The sequence below is a fragment of the Pseudomonas sp. TE6283 genome (assembly GCF_054060555.1).
In genome coordinates this window covers 22,328-40,717 of sequence record NZ_JBSSDH010000010.1, presented here as the reverse complement: position 1 = coordinate 40,717, position 18,390 = coordinate 22,328, and the positions used below count along the sequence as shown (strand labels likewise).

Below are 18,390 nucleotides of genomic sequence, written 5' to 3'. Positions count from 1 at the left end.
CATGCATTTCACCATTCAACGCGAAGCCCTGTTGAAACCCCTGCAACTGGTCGCAGGCGTCGTCGAGCGCCGCCAGACCTTGCCGGTCCTGTCCAACGTCCTGCTGGTCGTGCAAGGCCAGCAACTGTCGTTGACCGGTACCGACCTGGAAGTCGAACTGGTTGGCCGCGTCCAGCTGGAAGAGCCTGCGGAGCCGGGCGAGATCACCGTTCCGGCGCGCAAGCTGATGGACATCTGCAAGAGCCTGCCCAGCGATGTGCTGGTCGACATCAAGGTCGACGAGCAGAAGCTGCTGGTCAAGGCCGGCCGCAGCCGTTTCACCCTGTCCACCCTGCCGGCCAACGACTTCCCGACCGTGGAAGAAGGCCCGGGCTCGCTGACCTGCAACCTCGAACAGAGCAAGCTGCGCCGCCTGATCGAGCGCACCAGCTTCGCCATGGCCCAGCAGGATGTGCGCTACTACCTCAACGGCATGCTGCTGGAAGTCTCCACCGACACCCTGCGCGCCGTCGCCACCGACGGTCACCGTCTGGCGCTGTGCGCCATGCAGGCACCGATCGGTCAGGCTGACCGTCACCAGGTCATCGTGCCACGCAAGGGTATCCTCGAGCTGGCGCGCCTGCTCACCGATCCGGAAGGCATGGTCAGCATCGTCCTGGGCCAGCATCACATTCGCGCCACCACCGGTGAGTTCACCTTCACCTCCAAGCTGGTAGACGGCAAGTTCCCGGACTACGAGCGTGTCCTGCCCAAGGGCGGCGACAAGCTGGTGATCGGTGATCGCCAGGCGCTGCGCGAGGCGTTCAGCCGTACCGCGATCCTGTCCAACGAGAAGTACCGCGGTATCCGTCTGCAACTGGCCGCCGGCCAGCTGAAGATCCAGGCCAACAACCCGGAGCAGGAAGAAGCGGAAGAAGAGATCAGCGTCGACTACAACGGCAGCTCGCTGGAGATCGGTTTCAACGTCAGCTACCTGCTGGATGTGCTGGGCGTCATGACCACCGAACAGGTTCGCCTGATTCTGTCCGACTCCAATAGCAGCGCCCTGTTGCAGGAAGCCGGCAATGACGATTCGTCCTACGTTGTCATGCCGATGCGTCTGTAACCCATAGCAGGCGACATGTCCCTTCGACGTCTCTCGGTCACCGCGGTGCGCAACCTGCACCCGGTGACCCTCTCACCCTCCCCCCGCATCAACATCCTTTACGGCGCCAACGGCAGCGGCAAGACCAGCGTGCTCGAAGCCGTGCACCTGCTGGGGCTCGCCCGCTCGTTCCGCAGCACCCGGTTGAACCCGGTGATTCAGTACGAGCAGCCGACCTGCACCGTGTTCGGTCAGGTCGAACTGGCCGAAGGCGGTACCAGCAACCTGGGTGTTTCACGGGAGCGGCAGGGTGATTTCACCATTCGTATCGACGGACAGAATGCGCGCAGCGCCGCGCAACTGGCCGAGATGCTGCCCCTGCAACTGATCAACCCGGACAGTTTCCGCCTGCTCGAAGGTGCGCCCAAGGTGCGCCGGCAGTTCCTCGATTGGGGCGTGTTCCACGTGGAACCTCGCTTCATGGCGACCTGGCAGCGCCTGCAGAAGGCCCTGCGGCAGCGGAACTCATGGCTGCGGCATGGTACACTTGATGCCGTTTCGCAAGCCGCCTGGGATCGGGAGTTATGTCTCGCCAGTGCGGAAATAGATGAATACCGTCGCAACTACATCAAGGCCTTGAAGCCTGTCTTCGAGCGTACCCTGAGCGAGCTGGTCGAACTGGACGGGCTGACCCTGAGCTACTACCGAGGTTGGGACAAGGACCGGGAACTCAACGAAGTCCTCGCAACCTCTCTCCTTCGCGATCAGCAGATGGGCCATACCCAGGCCGGGCCACAACGTGCCGATCTGCGCCTGCGATTGGGCGCGAACAACGCGGCCGACATCCTCTCGCGGGGGCAGCAGAAGCTGGTGGTCTGTGCCCTGCGCATCGCCCAGGGACATCTGGTCAGCCAGGTTCGTCGCGGTCAGTGTATTTATCTGGTGGATGACTTGCCGTCCGAGTTGGACGAGCAGCACCGCCTCGCACTGTGCCGCTTGCTTGAAGAATTGAACTGCCAGGTGTTCATCACCTGTGTAGACCACGAATTTCTGAGGGAAGGCTGGCAGACGGAAACGCCAGTCGCCTTGTTCCACGTGGAACAAGGCCGTATCACCCAGACCCACGACCATCGGGAGTGAAGGCATGAGCGAAAATCAAACGTACGACTCCTCCAGCATCAAGGTGCTGAAAGGGCTGGATGCCGTACGCAAGCGTCCCGGCATGTACATTGGCGACACCGATGACGGCAGCGGCCTGCACCACATGGTATTCGAGGTGGTCGACAACTCGATCGACGAAGCCCTGGCCGGGCACTGCGATGACATCACCGTCATCATTCACCCGGACGAATCCATCAGCGTCCGTGACAATGGCCGTGGTATTCCGGTCGACGTGCATAAAGAAGAAGGCGTTTCCGCGGCCGAGGTCATCATGACCGTGCTGCACGCCGGCGGTAAGTTCGACGACAACTCCTACAAGGTATCCGGCGGTCTGCACGGCGTAGGTGTCTCGGTGGTGAACGCCCTGTCCGAGCAACTGGTGCTCACCGTTCGTCGTAGCGGCAAGATCTGGGAACAGACCTACGTCCATGGCGTGCCACAGGCGCCGATGGCGGTTGTCGGTGAAAGCGAAACCACCGGTACCCACATTCACTTCAAGCCTTCGGCTGAAACCTTCAAGAACATCCATTTCAGCTGGGACATTCTCGCCAAGCGTATCCGCGAGCTGTCGTTCCTCAACTCGGGTGTCGGCATCCTGCTGAAGGACGAGCGCAGCGGCAAGGAAGAGTTCTTCAAGTACGAAGGCGGCCTGCGCGCATTCGTTGAATACCTGAACACCAACAAGACCCCGGTCAACTCCCAGGTCTTCCACTTCAACGTCCAGCGTGACGATGGCGTGGGTGTCGAAGTCGCCCTGCAGTGGAACGACAGCTTCAACGAAAACCTGCTGTGCTTCACTAACAACATTCCCCAGCGCGACGGTGGTACCCACCTGGTCGGCTTCCGTTCCTCGCTGACCCGTAGCCTTAACAGCTACATCGAGCAGGAAGGCCTGGCGAAGAAGAACAAGGTCGCCACTACCGGTGACGACGCCCGTGAGGGTCTGACCGCGATCATCTCGGTCAAGGTGCCGGATCCGAAGTTCAGCTCGCAGACCAAGGACAAGCTGGTTTCCTCGGAGGTGAAGACCGCCGTGGAACAGGAGATGAACAAGTACTTCGCCGACTTCCTGTTGGAGAACCCCAACGAAGCCAAGGCGGTGGTCGGCAAGATGATCGACGCAGCTCGTGCCCGTGAAGCGGCGCGTAAAGCCCGTGAGATGACTCGCCGCAAAGGCGCGCTGGACATCGCCGGCCTGCCGGGCAAACTGGCCGACTGCCAGGAGAAGGACCCTGCCCTTTCCGAACTGTACCTGGTGGAGGGTGACTCCGCGGGTGGTTCGGCCAAGCAAGGCCGCAACCGTCGCACCCAGGCGATCCTGCCGCTCAAGGGCAAGATCCTCAACGTCGAGAAAGCGCGCTTCGACAAGATGATCTCTTCCCAGGAGGTCGGCACGCTGATCACCGCACTGGGTTGTGGCATCGGCCGTGAAGAGTACAACATCGACAAGCTGCGTTATCACAACATCATCATCATGACCGATGCTGACGTCGACGGTTCGCACATCCGTACCCTGCTGCTGACCTTCTTCTTCCGTCAGCTGCCGGAGCTGGTCGAGCGTGGCTACATCTATATCGCCCAGCCGCCGCTGTACAAGGTGAAGAAAGGCAAGCAGGAGCAGTACATCAAGGACGACGAGGCCATGGAAGAGTACATGACCCAGTCGGCCCTGGAAGATGCCAGCCTGCACCTGGACGAGTCCGCGCCAGCCGTTTCCGGCGTACAGCTTGAGGCGCTGGTCAACGATTTCCGCGCCGTGATGAAGACCCTCAAGCGTCTGTCGCGCTTGTACCCGGAAGAGCTGACCGAGCACTTCATCTACCTGCCAAAGGTTTCCCTCGAGCAACTGGCCGATAAGGCGCAGATGGATGTCTGGCTGAAGGCGTTCCAGCAGCGTCTGGATAACAACCAGCGTTCTGGTCTGGCTTACAAGGCCGACTTGCACGAGGACAAGGAGCGCAACCTCTGGCTGCCTGTCGTTGAAACGACCTCCCACGGTTTGGCCAGCTATGTCACCTTCAACCGTGATTTCTTCGGTAGCAATGACTACAAGACAGTCGTTGCCCTGGGTGAAAAGCTGGGTACCTTGCTGGGTGACGGAGCCTATGTTCAGCGTGGCGAACGTCGCAAGGCGGTCACCGAGTTCAAGGAAGCCCTCGACTGGCTGATGAACGAGAGCACCAAGCGCCACACCATCCAGCGATACAAAGGGCTGGGTGAGATGAACCCGGACCAGCTGTGGGAAACCACCATGGACCCGACCGTGCGCCGCATGCTCAAGGTGACCATCGAGGACGCCATCGCCGCCGATCAGCTGTTCAACACCCTGATGGGGGATGCGGTTGAACCGCGTCGCGACTTCATCGAAAGCAACGCGCTGTCGGTGTCCAACCTGGACTTCTGATCTGCGGGTAGTAAAAGAAAGCCAATCCCAAGGGATTGGCTTTTTTTTTACCTTCATGAATGTTCCACGTGGAACTACGAAATCCCCAATGCTTTAAGTCGGCGGTACAACGTGCGTTCGCTCATCCCGAGGTGATCGGCCAATTCACTTCGGGAACCGCTGAAAGTTTCCAGGGCATGGGCCAGATCGGCCATTTCGTTCTTACGTCCCCGAACACCTGTCTGTCTTACAGTCGGGTGGATATCCTCCGGAAGATGTTCGGGACGAATCAGCCCATCATCAGCAAACAATCGCGCGCGCTCCAAGATGTTTCTGAGCTCGCGAATGTTGCCTGGGAATGTATGCAGGTTGAGGCAAGCGAGTGCTTCGGCAGTTACCTTGGGCGAGTGCTTGCCGGCCATGCGTTGCAGCAGACTCTCACAGAGCAACGGTAAATCCTCGACTCGCTCACGCAGCGATGGCAGGCGAATCGGGAATCCGCTGATGCGGTAATACAGGTCTTCGCGAAACGTCCCTTCGGCGGCCATCTCCTTCAAGGGCTTGTGCGTGGCCGAGACCAGGCGGAAATCCGAATGGACCGTGCGCGTGCTGCCGACCGGACGGAAGCTGCCGGATTCGATCAGGCGCAGCAGTTTCACCTGCATCGCCAGCGGTACTTCACCGATCTCATCGAGGAACAGGGTGCCACCGTGAGCAGCCTCGGCCAGGCCGATCTTGCGTTGAGTCGCGCCGGTGAAGGCGCCCTTCTCATAGCCGAACAGTTCACTCTCGAACAACGACTCGGTCAGCCCGGTGCAGTCCACCACCACCAGGGGGCCATTGGCTCGGGGGCTGCCCAGGTGCAAGGCGCGGGCGAACAGCTCCTTGCCCGTGCCCGACTCGCCCTGGAGCAATACCGGAATCTGCGCAGGGGCTGCACGTTGCAAACTGGCCACGGCGGTCTTGAAGGCTGGCGCCCGGCCAACCAACCCCTGTTGTTGAGGTTGTGCCGATGCCAGGGTGACGCTGGTCAGGCGTTCGACGAAGGCCACCACCCTGCCCATGTCATCGAGGATCGGGCGCAGCTCTACATCCACATGTTCCGGCCCTCGCGGGGTGTGATGGATATGTAGCACGCGCTCGGGCACTTTGCTGTCCAGCGACTTGCGCAGCGGGCAATGCTCCCCGGCCTGGTCGCAGGGCACGGCATAGTGGTGCGAGACACGGTGGCATTTTTCGCCGATCGGCGCGTGCTCCTCGTTGCCGAACTGGCGACGGTACGCCGCGTTGGCAGCCAGGATGTTGTAGTCGGTATCCAGCACGATGCTGGGCAGCACATCGTGTTCGAGGTAGGACACCAGCGCGAGGATCGCGGGATGGGAAGCGGCTAGCATGACAGCACCAGGTGAAGGACCTGGCGAGGGTAGCAAGGACTGCCAAACACTGCCATCGGCTGACAGTCGACTGCCAGGAACTGTCACCTTTGGCTGGCTGTAATGGGGCTGCTGCGCAGCCATCGCGGCACGAGGCCGCTCCTGCAAGGGACGGCGTCCTATCTGAAAGGCTGGCATGTATCTTGATAAAGCACCCTCCACTGCCTATGCCTTCAAGGAGGCCCGGTGGATAACTGGAGAGTGCAATGATCATCGGCAACAACCTTCACGTCGAAGAATTCTTCGACAAGGCGACCTGGACCATCAGCTACCTGGTCATGGATGGCGAGACGCGCCAATGCGCGCTGATCGACAGCGTGCTGGACTACGACCCCAAGTCCGGGCGCACCTGCACCGATTCGGCGGACAAGCTGATCGCCCGCGTCGAGGCGCTGGATGCCAAGGTGCAATGGATCCTGGATACCCATGTGCACGCCGACCATCTGTCTGCGGCGGCCTACCTCAAGGAGCGGCTTGGCGGCAGCATCGCGATCGGCGCGCAGATCACCCAGGTGCAGAAAGTCTTCGGCACCCTGTTCAACGCCGAGCCGGGTTTTGCCCGCGACGGCAGCCAGTTCGACGTCCTGTTCGAAGATGAGGAGGGATTTCGCATCGGCAACCTGCATGCCCGTGCCCTGCACACCCCTGGGCATACCCCGGCGTGCATGAGCTACATGGTCGAGGATGCGGGCGAGATCGCTGTGTTCGTCGGCGACACCTTGTTCACCCCTGACTACGGCACCGCCCGTTGCGACTTTCCGGGCGCCAGCGCGAGAACCCTGTACCAGTCGATCCGTCGCCTGCTCGCCTTCCCCGACCAGACCCGGCTGTTCATGTGCCACGACTACCTGCCCGGTGGCCGTGAGCTGCGCTTCGTCACCACCGTGGCCGAGCAACGCGCCGACAACATCCATATCCATGAAGGGGTCAGCGAAGACAGCTTCGTGCAAATGCGCGAAGCCCGTGACAAGACCCTCGACATGCCCGTGCTGATCCTGCCGTCGGTGCAGATCAACATGCGCAGCGGGCAATTCCCCGAACCTGAAGCCAACGGTGTGAGCTACCTGAAGATCCCGCTGAACAAGCTGTAAGCCACGCCGTACCCATAACGAGATTTCCAAGGAACACCGCCATGCCTGCCTTGCTGTCCCCTGCCGATTCCTCCCGTGCCGACCACCACAAGGTGGTGATTGTCGGCGCCGGTGCCGCTGGTATCGCCACCGCGTCCAGCCTGATCGCCCGTGATCCGTCGCTGGACATTGCCCTGATCGACCCTGCCGACGTGCACTACTACCAGCCTGGCTGGACCATGGTCGGTGCAGGTGTTTTCAAGGCGCCGAGCACCGCCCAGACCATGGCGGCCACCCTGCCCCGTGGCGTGCGCTGGATCAAGGCGCGGGTGGAGGGCTTCGACCCTCAGGGGCAACTGGTCGTGCTCGAGGACGGGCGTGCGGTCAGCTATGAGCAACTGGTGGTCTGCCCGGGATTGAAACTCGATTGGAACGCCATCGAGGGTTTGAGCGAGACCCTCGGGCGCAACGGTGTCACCTCCAACTACCGCTATGACCTGGCGCCCTACACTTGGCAACTGGTACAGAACCTCAAGCAGGGGCGCGCCCTCTTCACCCAGCCGCCGATGCCGATCAAATGCGCTGGTGCGCCGCAGAAGGCGCTGTACCTGTCCTGTGATCACTGGTTGCGCAAGGGGCGCCTGGGCAATGTCAGGGCCAGCTTCTTCAATGCCGGGGCGGTGCTGTTTGGCGTGCCGGACTATGTGCCGGCGCTGATGAGCTACATCGACAAGTACGGCGTGGACCTGAACTACCAGCATCGCCTGACTGCGGTGGATGGTCCGAACAAGCGCGCCACGTTTATCCGCACCCTCGCCGACGGCAGCACCGAGACCCGGGTCGAGGCTTTCGACATGCTGCATGTGGTGCCGCCCCAGGTGGCGCCTGACTTCATCCGCCAGAGCCCGCTGGCCGATGCGGCGGGCTGGGTGGATGTCGACCCGCATACCTTGCGTCATCGCCAGTTCGGCAATGTCCACGCGTTGGGTGACGTGGCCAATACCAGCAACGCCAAGACCGCCGCCGCCGCCCGCAAGCAGGCGCCGGTGGTGGCCAACAATGTGCTGGTGGCACTCGGTCGGCTGTCGACCCTGGCCCAGTACGATGGCTACGGTTCCTGCCCGTTGACGGTGCAGCGCGGCAAGATCGTCCTGGCCGAGTTCACCTATGGCGGCAAGGTGGCGCCGAGCTTCCCGCGATGGCTGCTCGATGGCCGCAAGCCAACCCGCCTGGCCTGGTTGCTCAAGGCGCAGATCCTGCCGCCGCTGTACTGGAAGGCCATGCTCAAGGGCCGTGAATGGCTGGCCCGGCCGCAACCTCTGGTGGTCGAGGCGCAGCAGTGATCGAACACCAACTGCTGGGCGCCGGGCTCGGCGCGATCATTGGCGCGGTGCTGGCGCTGACCGGCGCCGGCGGTGGCATCCTGGCGGTGCCGCTGCTGGTGTTCGGCCTGGGACTGAGCATGGTCGAGGCGGCGCCGATCGGTCTGCTGGCCGTAGGGCTGGCGGCGGCGGTTGGGGCGGTGCTCGGCCTGCGCCAAGGGCTGGTGCGCTATCGGGCGGCCGCGTTCATCGCGGTGATCGGAATTGCCTGCGCGCCGTTCGGCCTGATGCTCGCCCATCGTTTGCCCAACACGCCGTTGGCCTTGGTGTTCGCCGGGGTGCTGGTGTACGCCTGCCTGCGGATCTGGCGCAAGGCCGCGCGTGAACTGCGCGGCGAGTCGCCCTGTGGGGAGCGGGAGATCATGCCCTGCGTGCTCAACCCGCTGCAGGGAAGATTGCGCTGGACCCTGCCCTGCGCCCGGGCACTGGCGTTCACCGGGATGCTGTCGGGGTTGCTGTCAGGCCTGTTGGGTGTCGGTGGTGGTTTCGTGATCATCCCGGCACTGAACCGCTATACCAACCTGAACATGAAAAGCATCGTCGCCACTTCGTTGGCGGTGATTGCCCTGGTGTCCACCGGTAGCGTGATCAGCGCCAGCGTAGCGGGCGTGATGCACTGGTGGGTCGCGGCGCCGTTCGCCGTGGGGGCGGTGCTGGGTTTGCTGCTGGCGCGGCCGTTGGCGAGCAAGCTGGCCGGCCCGCGCCTGCAGCAGCTGTTCGCGGTGGTGGGTTGTGGCGCTGCGGTGTTGCTGGCCGGCAAGGCGCTACTCGGCTAGCAACTCGTCCTGCTCGGCGGCGCAGAGCGCCAGCAGGTAGTCCCACACCACTCGCAGGCGTACCGACTTGTGCAGCTCGCGGCGGGTGCAGATCCAGTAGCTGCGCTGGATGGTCTCGCTGGGCAGCACGCGCACCAGCTTCGGATCGTGGCGGGCCATGTAGTTGGGCAGCACGGCGATGCCCAGCCCGGCCTGTGCGGCGTGCTGCTGGGCGATCACGCTGGTGCTGCGGAACACCACGGTGGGCGCCCGGCAGAAACTGTTGAGGAACAGCAGCTCCTGGCTGAACAGCAGGTCGTCGACATAGCCGATCCAGCTGTGCCGGGCCAGGTCTTCGCGGCTGTGCAGCGGTGGTGCGCGGTCCAGGTAGTCTTGGCTGGCATACAGGGCCAGGCGATAGTCGGTGAGCTTGCGGGTGATCAGCAGGTCGGCGTTGGGGCGTTCCAGGTGAATGCTGATCTCGGCTTCGCGGTTGAGGATGCTGACGAACCGTGGCACTGCCACCAGTTCCACTTCAAGCCCCGGGTAGCGCTGGAACAACGCTTTCATGCGCGGGGTGAAGAACATGATGCCGATGCCTTCGGTCACTCCCAGGCGGATCTTGCCCAGTGGCGTGATGGCCTGGGTGATTTCCTCCTGCGCCAGCAGGGCGACATTCTCCATGGCCTCGGCGTGCTTGAGCAGGGCCTGGCCGGAAGGTGTGAGTTCATAGCCCTGGGCGTGCTGGACGAACAGCGCGGTACCCAGGTGCTTTTCGATGCTCTCGATGTGCCGGGCCACGGTGCTGTGGGTGGTGTTGAGGCGCTTGGCGGCGGTAAGCAGGCGGCCGCTGCGCTGCAACTCGAGGAAAAACCGCAGATCGTTCCAGTCGAACATGGGCGTCCTTGGAAGTGCTGGCTGTTGAAGCCATCGCGGGGCAAGCCCGCTCCCACAATCAGATAGTCGCTGTGCTAAAACGCACAACGGCTGCGCGAAATCTCGTGTTTCCTCGGCGAAATTAATCAATAAGATGGATCGGGACAAGAATAATAATCAGGCGCGAGGTTGCACATGCCATCAGCCGATCCTGTCTACGACTATGTGGTCGTGGGAGCCGGTCCCGCCGGTTGCCTACTGGCCAACCGCTTGTCCGCCGACCCTTCGTGCCGCGTATTGCTGCTCGAGGCGGGCGGCCGTGACAACTATCCCTGGATTCACATCCCCGTCGGTTACCTCTACTGCATCGGCAATCCACGCACCGACTGGTGCTTCAAGACCGAGGCCCAGCCCGGCCTGAACGGTCGCAGCCTGGGTTATCCACGGGGCAAGGTGCTGGGCGGCTGCTCGTCGATCAACGGCATGATCTACATGCGTGGCCAGGCCGCCGACTACGACCGCTGGGCCGAGCTAGGCAACGACGGCTGGGCGTGGAAGGATGTGCTGCCCTTGTTCAAGGCCTGCGAGAACCACTTCGCCGGCGCCAGCGACAGCCACGGCGCCGAGGGGGAATGGCGGGTGGAGCAGCAGCGCTACAGCTGGCCGATCCTCGATGCCTTCCGCGACGCCGCCGAGCAGAGTGGCATCGCCAAGGTCGACGACTTCAACATGGGCGACAACGCTGGCTGTGGATATTTTCAGGTCAATCAGCGCAGCGGTGTGCGCTGGAACTCGGCCAAGGCGTTTCTCAGGCCCATCCTCAAGCGCCCCAACCTGACAGTGTTGACGGGCGTACAGGTCGACCAGGTGCTGCTCGACAACACCCGCGCCCGGGCGGTGAAGGCCTTGTGGCAAGGCGCCTGGCATGAGTTCGCCGCTCGTCGCGAGATCGTCCTGTGCGCGGGCTCCGTGGGCTCCCCCGGCATTCTGCAACGCTCCGGCATCGGCCCGCGCAAGCTGCTCGAAGGCTTGGGTATCGGAGTTCGCCATGAGATGCCCGGGGTTGGCGGCAACCTGCAGGATCACCTGCAACTGCGCCTGATCTATCAGGTCCGCAACACCCGCACCCTCAATCAGATGGCCAACAGCCTGTGGGGCAAGCTGGGCATGGGCCTGCGCTACGCCTACGACCGCAGTGGCCCGTTGGCCATGGCGCCGAGCCAGCTGGGCGCCTTCGCCCGTTCAGGCCCCGAGCAGGCAACGGCCAACCTGCAATACCACGTGCAGCCGTTGTCGCTGGACCGCTTCGGCGAGCCGCTGCATCGCTTCCCGGCGTTCACCGCCTCGGTGTGCAACCTGCGCCCGGCGAGCCGTGGACGCATCGACATCCGCTCGGCGGACATGAATGCCGTGCCGCTGATCGACCCCAACTACCTGAGCGAGCCCGAAGACCTGCGCGTCGCCGCCGAGGCCATCCGCCTCACCCGGCGCATTGTCCAGGCCCCTGCCCTGGCGGCCTTCGATCCTCGCGAATATTTGCCAGGCCCCGCCTTGCAGAGCGAGGACGACCTGCACCAGGCCGCCGGCCAGATCGGCACCACCATCTTCCACCCGGTGGGCACCTGCCGCATGGGCAGTGGCGCGCTGGACGTTGTGGATAACCAGCTGCGCGTGCATGGCATTCCCGGCCTGCGCGTGGCCGACGCCTCGATCATGCCGCAGATCGTCTCCGGCAATACCTGTTCACCCACGTTGATGATTGCCGAGAAGGCGGCACAACTGATCCTCAAGGGGGCCAATACCCAGACCAACCTCAGTGACGCCAGCGCGATACCGACGCCCTGACCCGGGTGTTTGCAACAGCGGTGGCTTGTGGTCGCAAGTCGCCGGCAGTGGAACAACAAGAATAATCACTGTGGCCCGCGGGCCGAGGACAGCAACGATGTCGGATTACATCCAGGAACAGGGGGCGGCGGCGAGCAGCCCAAGCCGTCGTGAAGAGCGCAAGATCATTTTCGCGTCATCCCTCGGGACGGTGTTCGAGTGGTATGACTTTTTTCTCTACGGCGCGTTGGCCGCGGTCATCAGCAAGCAGTTCTTCGCGGGGGTCAACGACACCACCGCCTTCATCTTCGCCCTGATGGCCTTCGCCGCCGGCTTCCTGGTGCGCCCGTTCGGCGCGCTGGTGTTCGGCCGGCTGGGCGACATGATCGGGCGCAAGTACACCTTCCTGGTGACCATCGTGCTGATGGGCTTGTCGACCTTCGCCGTGGGCCTGTTGCCCACCTACGCCAGCATCGGTATCGCCGCGCCGATCATCCTGGTGGTGCTACGCATGCTCCAGGGCCTGGCGTTGGGCGGTGAATACGGCGGCGCGGCCACCTATGTCGCCGAGCACGCGCCTCATGGCAAACGTGGTTTCCACACCGGCTTCATCCAATCCACTGCCACATTGGGCCTGCTGTTGTCGCTGACCGTCGTCCTGGCCAGCCGCTACATCAGTGGCGACCAGTTCGAAACCTGGGGATGGCGCCTGCCGTTCCTGCTGTCGATCGTGCTGCTGGCGATTTCCACCTGGATCCGCATGAGCATGCATGAGTCGCCGGCCTTCGTGAAAATGAAGGCCCAGGGCAAGGTGAGCAAGTCGCCGATCCGCGAGTCGTTCACCTCCTGGCCGAACCTGAAGGTTGTGCTCACGGCACTGTTCAGCATCAATGCCGGGCAAGCGGTGACCTTCTACACCGCGCAGTTCTATGTGTTGTTCTTCATGACCCAGATGCTCAAGATGGACCCGGCCCAGGCCAACACCCTGCTGATCATCAGCGTGGTGATCGGTGCGCCGTTCTTCGTGTTCTTCGGCTGGCTATCGGACCGGGTCGGGCGCAAGCCGATCCTGATGCTTGGCCTTTTGCTGGCGACGGTGTTGTACTTCCCGCTGTTCAAGGCCCTGAGCCATTACGCCAATCCGCAGATCGACGCCGCCAGTCGCCAGGCGCCGATCGTCGTCACCGCCGATCCCAAGGGCTGCACCTTCCAGTTCGATCCGGTGGGCAAGGCACGCTTCGACAGCCCATGCGACAAGGTCAAGACTTTCCTGGTCAAGCAGGGCCTGCCCTACAGCTCGGTGAGTGTCGCCGGCAGCGAGGTGATCGTCAGCATCGGCGACAAGACCATCAATGGCTTCGACGAAACGGCCATGCGCAGTGCCATCGATAGCGCCGGCTACCCGGCCAAGGCGGATCCTGCGCAGGTGAACCAGGTGATGGTGGTGGTGCTGATCGTCGCCATGATCCTGATCGCCACCATGACCTACGGGCCGTTGGCGGCGGTGATGGTGGAGCTGTTCCCGACGCGCATCCGCTACACCTCGATGTCGCTGCCCTACCACATCGGCAACGGTTGGTTCGGCGGCTTCCTGCCGACGGTTTCGTTCGCGTTGGTGGTGTACACCGGGGACATCTTCTATGGGCTTTGGTACCCGGTGCTGATCACCGGGGTGAGCCTGGTGGTGGGGATCTTCTGCCTGAAAGAGACCCGGGATGTGGATATCGACAAGGTGTGAGGATTGAGAGGGATACAACGTGGGAGCGGGCTCGCCCCGCGATGTCGCCAGCACTGAGGACGCCATCGCGGGGCAAGCCCGCTCCCACGACTCGATCAAAGCGATCAACCTATAAAAAAACCGGCGTAAAAGCCGGTTTTTTTATCGCGGGAAAAAACTTATGCACGATTTTCGAAAAAACGTCATACAAGGAAATAAATAGCTAATTCAATCACTTAGCTATGTTTTAAGACGCTTAATCCAAAAATTGCTAACAAGTTATCCACAGAACGTCAGGCAGGCTGCTGCTCGGGTTTTTCCGCCGCTGGCGGCAGCGAACCCATGGCGCGTTGAGCCGCCTCGTTCCATGCCTGGGCACGGTCGTTGAGCTCGGCGATGGCACGCGGGCCTGTCCCCTCCGGATACATCGGCTCGCCAATCACCACCTCGATGGTGCCCGGGCGCTTGCCCCAGCCTTCGCGCGGCCAGAACTTGCCGGCATTGTGGGCGATCGGCAATACCGGCAGGCCGGCATTCACCGCCAGCGCGGTGCCGCCGCGGGAAAACTTGCCCATCTGCCCATGCGGCACGCGGGTGCCTTCGGGGAAGATCAGCACCCAGGTACCCTGCTTGAGCAGTTCGTCGCCCTGGCTGGCAACCTGGCGCAGGGCCTCCTTCGGGTTCTTCCGGTCGATGGCGATCGGTCGCAGCATGGCCATGGCCCAGCCGAAGAACGGCACGTACAGCAACTCGCGCTTGAGCACCTGGCTCAGCGGCGAGAAGTACGCCGAGAGGAAGAATGTCTCCCAGGTGCTCTGGTGGTTCGACAGGATCACGCAGGGCACGTCAGGCACGTTCTCGGCGCCGGTGACCTTGTAGTCGATACGCAGGATCGTCCGCACCAGGAACAGCGCGCAGCGGCACCAGTACACGTTGATGAACTTGTAGCGCTTGGGGAACGGCAGGAAAGGCGCGACGAAGAAGCTCAGCGAGCACCACAGCAGCGAACTGGTGCCCAACAGCAGGTAAAAAAGAAAGATTCTGATCGCCTGCAGGATCGACATAGTGGCATGTACCGTTGCGGGGCGTGCCCGCCTAATGAAAAGTGCGCCGGTCCTGGCGCACTCATTTAAATAAGTTCTCTGGCGATGGCTGCCAGATCGTCGAAAATCAGTGTAGTTTGCGGGACACCTTTTTCCAGGGTCCTTTCGCCCTTGCCGGTTTTTACCAACACGGGTTGTGCATCGACGGCCAGGGCCGCCTCCAGGTCACCTTTGCTGTCACCGACGAACCATACGCCGGCCAGCGGTGCCTGGTAGTGCTCGGCGATTGTCCGCAGCATGCCGGGCTTGGGCTTGCGGCAGTCGCAGCCCTCGTCCGGGCCGTGCGGACAATGCACGATCAGGCCGACCTCGCCGCCCTGCTCGGCCACCAGCGCGCGCAGGCGCGCATGCATGGCCTCGAGGGTTTCCAGCGGGTAGTAGCCGCGGGCAATGCCGGACTGGTTGGTGGCAACCGCCACCGTCCAGCCTGCCTTGCTCAACTGCGCGATGGCCTCGATCGAGCCAGGAATGGGGATCCACTCCTCCAGCGACTTGATGTAGGCGTCGGAGTCGTGGTTGATCACTCCGTCTCGATCAAGGATCAGCAGTTTCAACGACTCACCCCAGCAGCGAGATATCGGCCACGCCCAGGAACAGACCGCGCAGGCGGCTGAGCAGGGCATAACGGTTGGCGCGCACCTTGGCATCCTCGGCGTTGACCATCACCGCCTCGAAGAAGGCGTCGACCGGGTCACGCAGGGCAGCCAGGCGGGCCAGGGCCTCGCTGTACTGACGCGCGGCCGCCATCGGTTGCACGGCCTGGTCGGCCTGCTGGATGGCCGAGTACAGGGAGAACTCATTGGCGTTGTCGAAGTACTTCGGCTCGACCTGGTCGGCGATGGCGCCTTCGGCCTTGCCCAGCAGGTTCGATACGCGTTTGTTCGCCGCGGCCAGGGCTTCGGCTTCCGGCAGCTTGCGGAAGGCCTGCACGGCCTGCACGCGTTGGTCGAAGTCCAGCGCCGAGCCCGGCTTCAGGGCACGCACCGACAGGTAGGTGGAGACGTCGATGCCCTCGTCCTCATAGCGCGCGCGCAGGCGGTCGAAGACGAACTCCAGCACCTGCTCGGACAGGCCGGCGGCCTTGACCTTGGCACCGAACTGCTTGACCGCGAACTCGACCGCGACGGCCAGGTCCAGGTCCAGCTGCTTTTCGATCAGGATACGCAGCACGCCCAGGGCGGCCCGACGCAGGGCGTACGGGTCCTTGCTGCCGGTGGGCAGCATGCCGATGCCGAAGATGCCGACCAGGGTGTCGAGCTTGTCGGCGATGGCCACGGCGGCACCGGTGAGGGTCTGCGGCAGCTCGGCGCCGGCGCCGCGCGGCATGTACTGCTCGTTCAGCGCCAGGGCGACGTCTTGCGGCTCGCCGTCGTTGAGGGCGTAGTAGTAGCCGGCGATGCCCTGCATTTCAGGGAATTCACCGACCATTTCCGAGGCCAGGTCGCACTTGGACAGCAGGCCGGCACGGCCGGCGTTGGCGGCGCTGCCGCCGATGTACGGGGCAATGAAGGCGGCCAGCTTGGAAACGCGCTCGGCCTTGTCGAACACGGTGCCCAGCTGAGCCTGGAACACCACGTTCTTCAGGCGCTCGTTGAAGCTTTCCAGCGGCTGCTTCTTGTCCTGCTTGAAGAAGAACTCGGCGTCGGTCAGTCGTGGGCGCACGACCTTCTCGTTACCCTGCACGATCTGCTTCGGATCGCGGCTCTCGATATTGGCCACGGTGATGAAGCGCGGCAGCAGCTTGCCTTCGCTGTCCAGCAGGCAGAAGTACTTCTGGTTGTCCTGCATGGTGGTGATCAGGGCTTCCTGCGGCACCTCGAGGAAACGCTCCTCGAACGAGCACACCAGCGGCACCGGCCACTCGACCAGGGCGGTCACTTCGTCCAGCAGCGCCGGCGGCACGATGGCCGTGCCTTCCTGCTGCATGGCAAGCTCGGCGGTACGCTTGCTGATCAGCTCGCGACGCTCGGCGAAGTCGGCCAGCACGTGGGCCTTGCGCAGGTCCTCGACGTAGTTGGCAGGGGTGGTGATGAGTACGTTTTCCGGGTGGTGGAAGCGGTGGCCACGGGATTCACGGCCGGCCTTCTGGGCCAGGAGGGTGCAGTCGACCACCTGGTCGCCCAGCAGCATCACCAGCCACTGGGTCGGGCGCACGAACTCTTCACGGCTGGCGCCCCAGTGCATGCGCTTGGGGATCGGCAGGTCGTTGAGCGAATCCTCGACGATGGTCGGCAGCAGGCTGGCGGTGGCCTTGCCCGGAATGTGCTGGGAGAAGCGCAGCTTGGGGCCGCTCTGGTCGATGTCCGACAGCTCCACGCCGCACTTCTTGGCAAAGCCCAGGGCGGCCTGGGTCGGCTGGCCTTCGGCGTTGAACGCGGCCTGCACGGGAGGGCCGTCGATGTTGATGCTGCGGTCCGGCTGCTGCACGTCCAGCTGGCGGATCAGCACGGCCAGACGGCGCGGCGCGGCGTAGACCTGCTTGCCGGTGTAGTTCAGGCCGGCGGCCTGCAGGCCTTTCTCGATGCCGGCGAGGAACGCGTCGCCCAAGCTGGCGAGGGCCTTCGGTGGCAGCTCTTCAGTGCCCAGTTCAACCAGGAAATCTTGAGCACTCATTGTGCAGCCTCCAGCTTAGCCAACACTTCGTCACGCAGTTCGGGAGAGGCCATCGGGAAGCCCAGGCGTGCGCGGGCTTGCAGATAGCTTTGCGCCACGTCCCTGGCCAGGGTACGCACGCGCAGGATGTAGCGCTGGCGCTCGGTCACCGAGATGGCGCGGCGGGCGTCCAGCAGGTTGAAGGTGTGCGAGGCCTTCAGGACCATTTCGTAGGTCGGCAGCGGCAGGTCCAGCTTGATCAGGCGGTTCGCTTCGCTTTCGTAGAAGTCGAACAGCTCGAACAGCTTCTCGACGTTGGCGTGCTCGAAGTTGTAGGTCGACTGCTCCACTTCGTTCTGGTGGAACACGTCGCCGTAGGTGACCTTGCCGAACGGGCCGTCGGCCCATACCAGGTCGTAGACCGAGTCCACGCCCTGCAGGTACATGGCCAGGCGCTCCAGGCCGTAGGTGATCTCACCGGTAACCGGGTAGCACTCGATGCCACCGACCTGCTGGAAGTAGGTGAACTGGGTCACTTCCATGCCGTTCAGCCAGATTTCCCAACCCAGGCCCCAGGCGCCGAGGGTCGGCGATTCCCAGTTGTCTTCGACGAAGCGGATGTCGTGAACCAGCGGATCCAGGCCGATGGCTTTCAGCGAGCCGAGGTACAGCTCCTGGAAGTTGGCCGGGTTCGGCTTGAGCACCACCTGGAACTGGTAGTAGTGCTGCAGGCGGTTGGGGTTTTCGCCATACCGCCCGTCGGCAGGGCGACGGCTGGGCTGCACGTAGGCGGCGTTCCAGGTCTCCGGGCCGACGGCGCGCAGGAAGGTAGCGGTGTGGAAAGTGCCGGCGCCTACTTCCATATCGTAGGGCTGAAGCACCACACAACCTTGCTCGGCCCAGTAGTTCTGCAGGGCGAGGATCAGGTCTTGGAAGGTACGCACGGCTGGCGTAGGCTGGCTCACGAAATTCACCTGTATCTGGGGATGCGGATGTAAAGAGCGGGAGTA

At 63.1% G+C, this 18,390-nt stretch carries 14 protein-coding genes; 8 read left to right on the top strand and 6 right to left on the bottom strand.

All coding sequences use genetic code 11. The features are described from left to right. The first annotated feature begins 1 nt into the window (after position 1). The 3 genes from dnaN to gyrB are packed head-to-tail and all read left to right on the top strand — an operon-like array spanning position 2 to position 4,649. On the top strand, positions 2-1,105 hold the full coding sequence (gene dnaN, locus ACVWZ5_RS15060) for a DNA polymerase III subunit beta (RefSeq protein WP_028690031.1): 1,104 nt from the start codon (positions 2-4) through the stop codon (positions 1,103-1,105). 15 nt (positions 1,106-1,120) lie between these two features. Next, positions 1,121-2,224 carry a DNA replication/repair protein RecF gene (gene recF / locus ACVWZ5_RS15055; protein ID WP_084940913.1) on the top strand — a complete coding sequence of 368 codons (1,104 nt, stop codon included), beginning with the start codon at positions 1,121-1,123 and terminating at the stop codon, positions 2,222-2,224. A 4-nt stretch (positions 2,225-2,228) separates the two neighbouring features. Then, a complete protein-coding gene (gyrB, locus tag ACVWZ5_RS15050; RefSeq protein WP_084940915.1) occupies positions 2,229-4,649 on the top strand; it encodes a DNA topoisomerase (ATP-hydrolyzing) subunit B in 2,421 nt (806 codons plus the stop codon). A 74-nt stretch (positions 4,650-4,723) separates the two neighbouring features. Here the strand turns inward: gyrB and ACVWZ5_RS15045 are convergent, their stop codons facing one another. Next, on the bottom strand, positions 4,724-6,022 hold the full coding sequence (locus ACVWZ5_RS15045; RefSeq protein WP_325927202.1) for a sigma-54 interaction domain-containing protein: 1,299 nt from the start codon (positions 6,020-6,022) through the stop codon (positions 4,724-4,726). 245 nt (positions 6,023-6,267) lie between these two features. Here ACVWZ5_RS15045 and ACVWZ5_RS15040 point away from each other — a divergent pair, with 245 nt between their 5' ends. The 3 genes from ACVWZ5_RS15040 to ACVWZ5_RS15030 are packed head-to-tail and all read left to right on the top strand — an operon-like array spanning position 6,268 to position 9,289. After that, positions 6,268-7,152, top strand: coding sequence for an MBL fold metallo-hydrolase (locus ACVWZ5_RS15040; RefSeq protein WP_096049051.1), 885 nt, complete (start codon positions 6,268-6,270; stop codon positions 7,150-7,152). 41 nt (positions 7,153-7,193) lie between these two features. Further along, positions 7,194-8,474 (top strand): NAD(P)/FAD-dependent oxidoreductase, encoded by a 1,281-nt coding sequence (locus tag ACVWZ5_RS15035; RefSeq protein ID WP_457340711.1) that lies wholly within the window; start codon positions 7,194-7,196, stop codon positions 8,472-8,474. Next, a complete protein-coding gene (locus ACVWZ5_RS15030) occupies positions 8,471-9,289 on the top strand; it encodes a sulfite exporter TauE/SafE family protein (RefSeq protein WP_260270666.1) in 819 nt (272 codons plus the stop codon). Before ACVWZ5_RS15035 ends, ACVWZ5_RS15030 begins: the two co-directional genes overlap by 4 nt. Here the strand turns inward: ACVWZ5_RS15030 and ACVWZ5_RS15025 are convergent. Next, complete coding sequence (locus tag ACVWZ5_RS15025) at positions 9,278-10,165, bottom strand: LysR family transcriptional regulator (protein WP_028690038.1); 888 nt, start codon at positions 10,163-10,165, stop codon at positions 9,278-9,280. The two genes, ACVWZ5_RS15030 and ACVWZ5_RS15025, sit on opposite strands and share 12 nt — an antisense overlap. 174 nt (positions 10,166-10,339) lie before the next feature. Here ACVWZ5_RS15025 and ACVWZ5_RS15020 point away from each other — a divergent pair, with 174 nt between their 5' ends. Together ACVWZ5_RS15020 and ACVWZ5_RS15015 are read left to right on the top strand one after the other, a co-directional pair. Then, positions 10,340-11,989: a GMC family oxidoreductase gene (locus ACVWZ5_RS15020; RefSeq protein WP_258800628.1), complete on the top strand. Its 1,650-nt coding sequence runs from the start codon at positions 10,340-10,342 to the stop codon at positions 11,987-11,989. Positions 11,990-12,086: 97 nt separating this feature from the next. Continuing rightward, positions 12,087-13,706, top strand: coding sequence for an MFS transporter (locus tag ACVWZ5_RS15015; protein ID WP_028690040.1), 1,620 nt, complete (start codon positions 12,087-12,089; stop codon positions 13,704-13,706). 272 nt (positions 13,707-13,978) lie between these two features. On the opposite strand, the gene ACVWZ5_RS15010 is transcribed toward ACVWZ5_RS15015, so the two are convergent. The 4 genes from ACVWZ5_RS15010 to glyQ all read right to left on the bottom strand — a co-directional run bounded on the left by ACVWZ5_RS15010 (position 13,979) and on the right by glyQ (position 18,345). Further along, a complete protein-coding gene (locus ACVWZ5_RS15010) occupies positions 13,979-14,749 on the bottom strand; it encodes a lysophospholipid acyltransferase family protein (protein ID WP_028690041.1) in 771 nt (256 codons plus the stop codon). Between the two features lie 65 nt (positions 14,750-14,814). After that, positions 14,815-15,342, bottom strand: coding sequence for a D-glycero-beta-D-manno-heptose 1,7-bisphosphate 7-phosphatase (gene gmhB, locus ACVWZ5_RS15005; RefSeq protein WP_096049048.1), 528 nt, complete (start codon positions 15,340-15,342; stop codon positions 14,815-14,817). Between the two features lie 4 nt (positions 15,343-15,346). Continuing rightward, positions 15,347-17,401, bottom strand: coding sequence for a glycine--tRNA ligase subunit beta (gene glyS, locus ACVWZ5_RS15000; protein WP_301140139.1), 2,055 nt, complete (start codon positions 17,399-17,401; stop codon positions 15,347-15,349). After that, entirely contained in the window at positions 17,398-18,345 is a 948-nt protein-coding gene (gene glyQ / locus ACVWZ5_RS14995; protein WP_011531473.1) for a glycine--tRNA ligase subunit alpha, read from the bottom strand. Before glyQ ends, glyS begins: the two co-directional genes overlap by 4 nt. Positions 18,346-18,390: the final 45 nt, after the last annotated feature.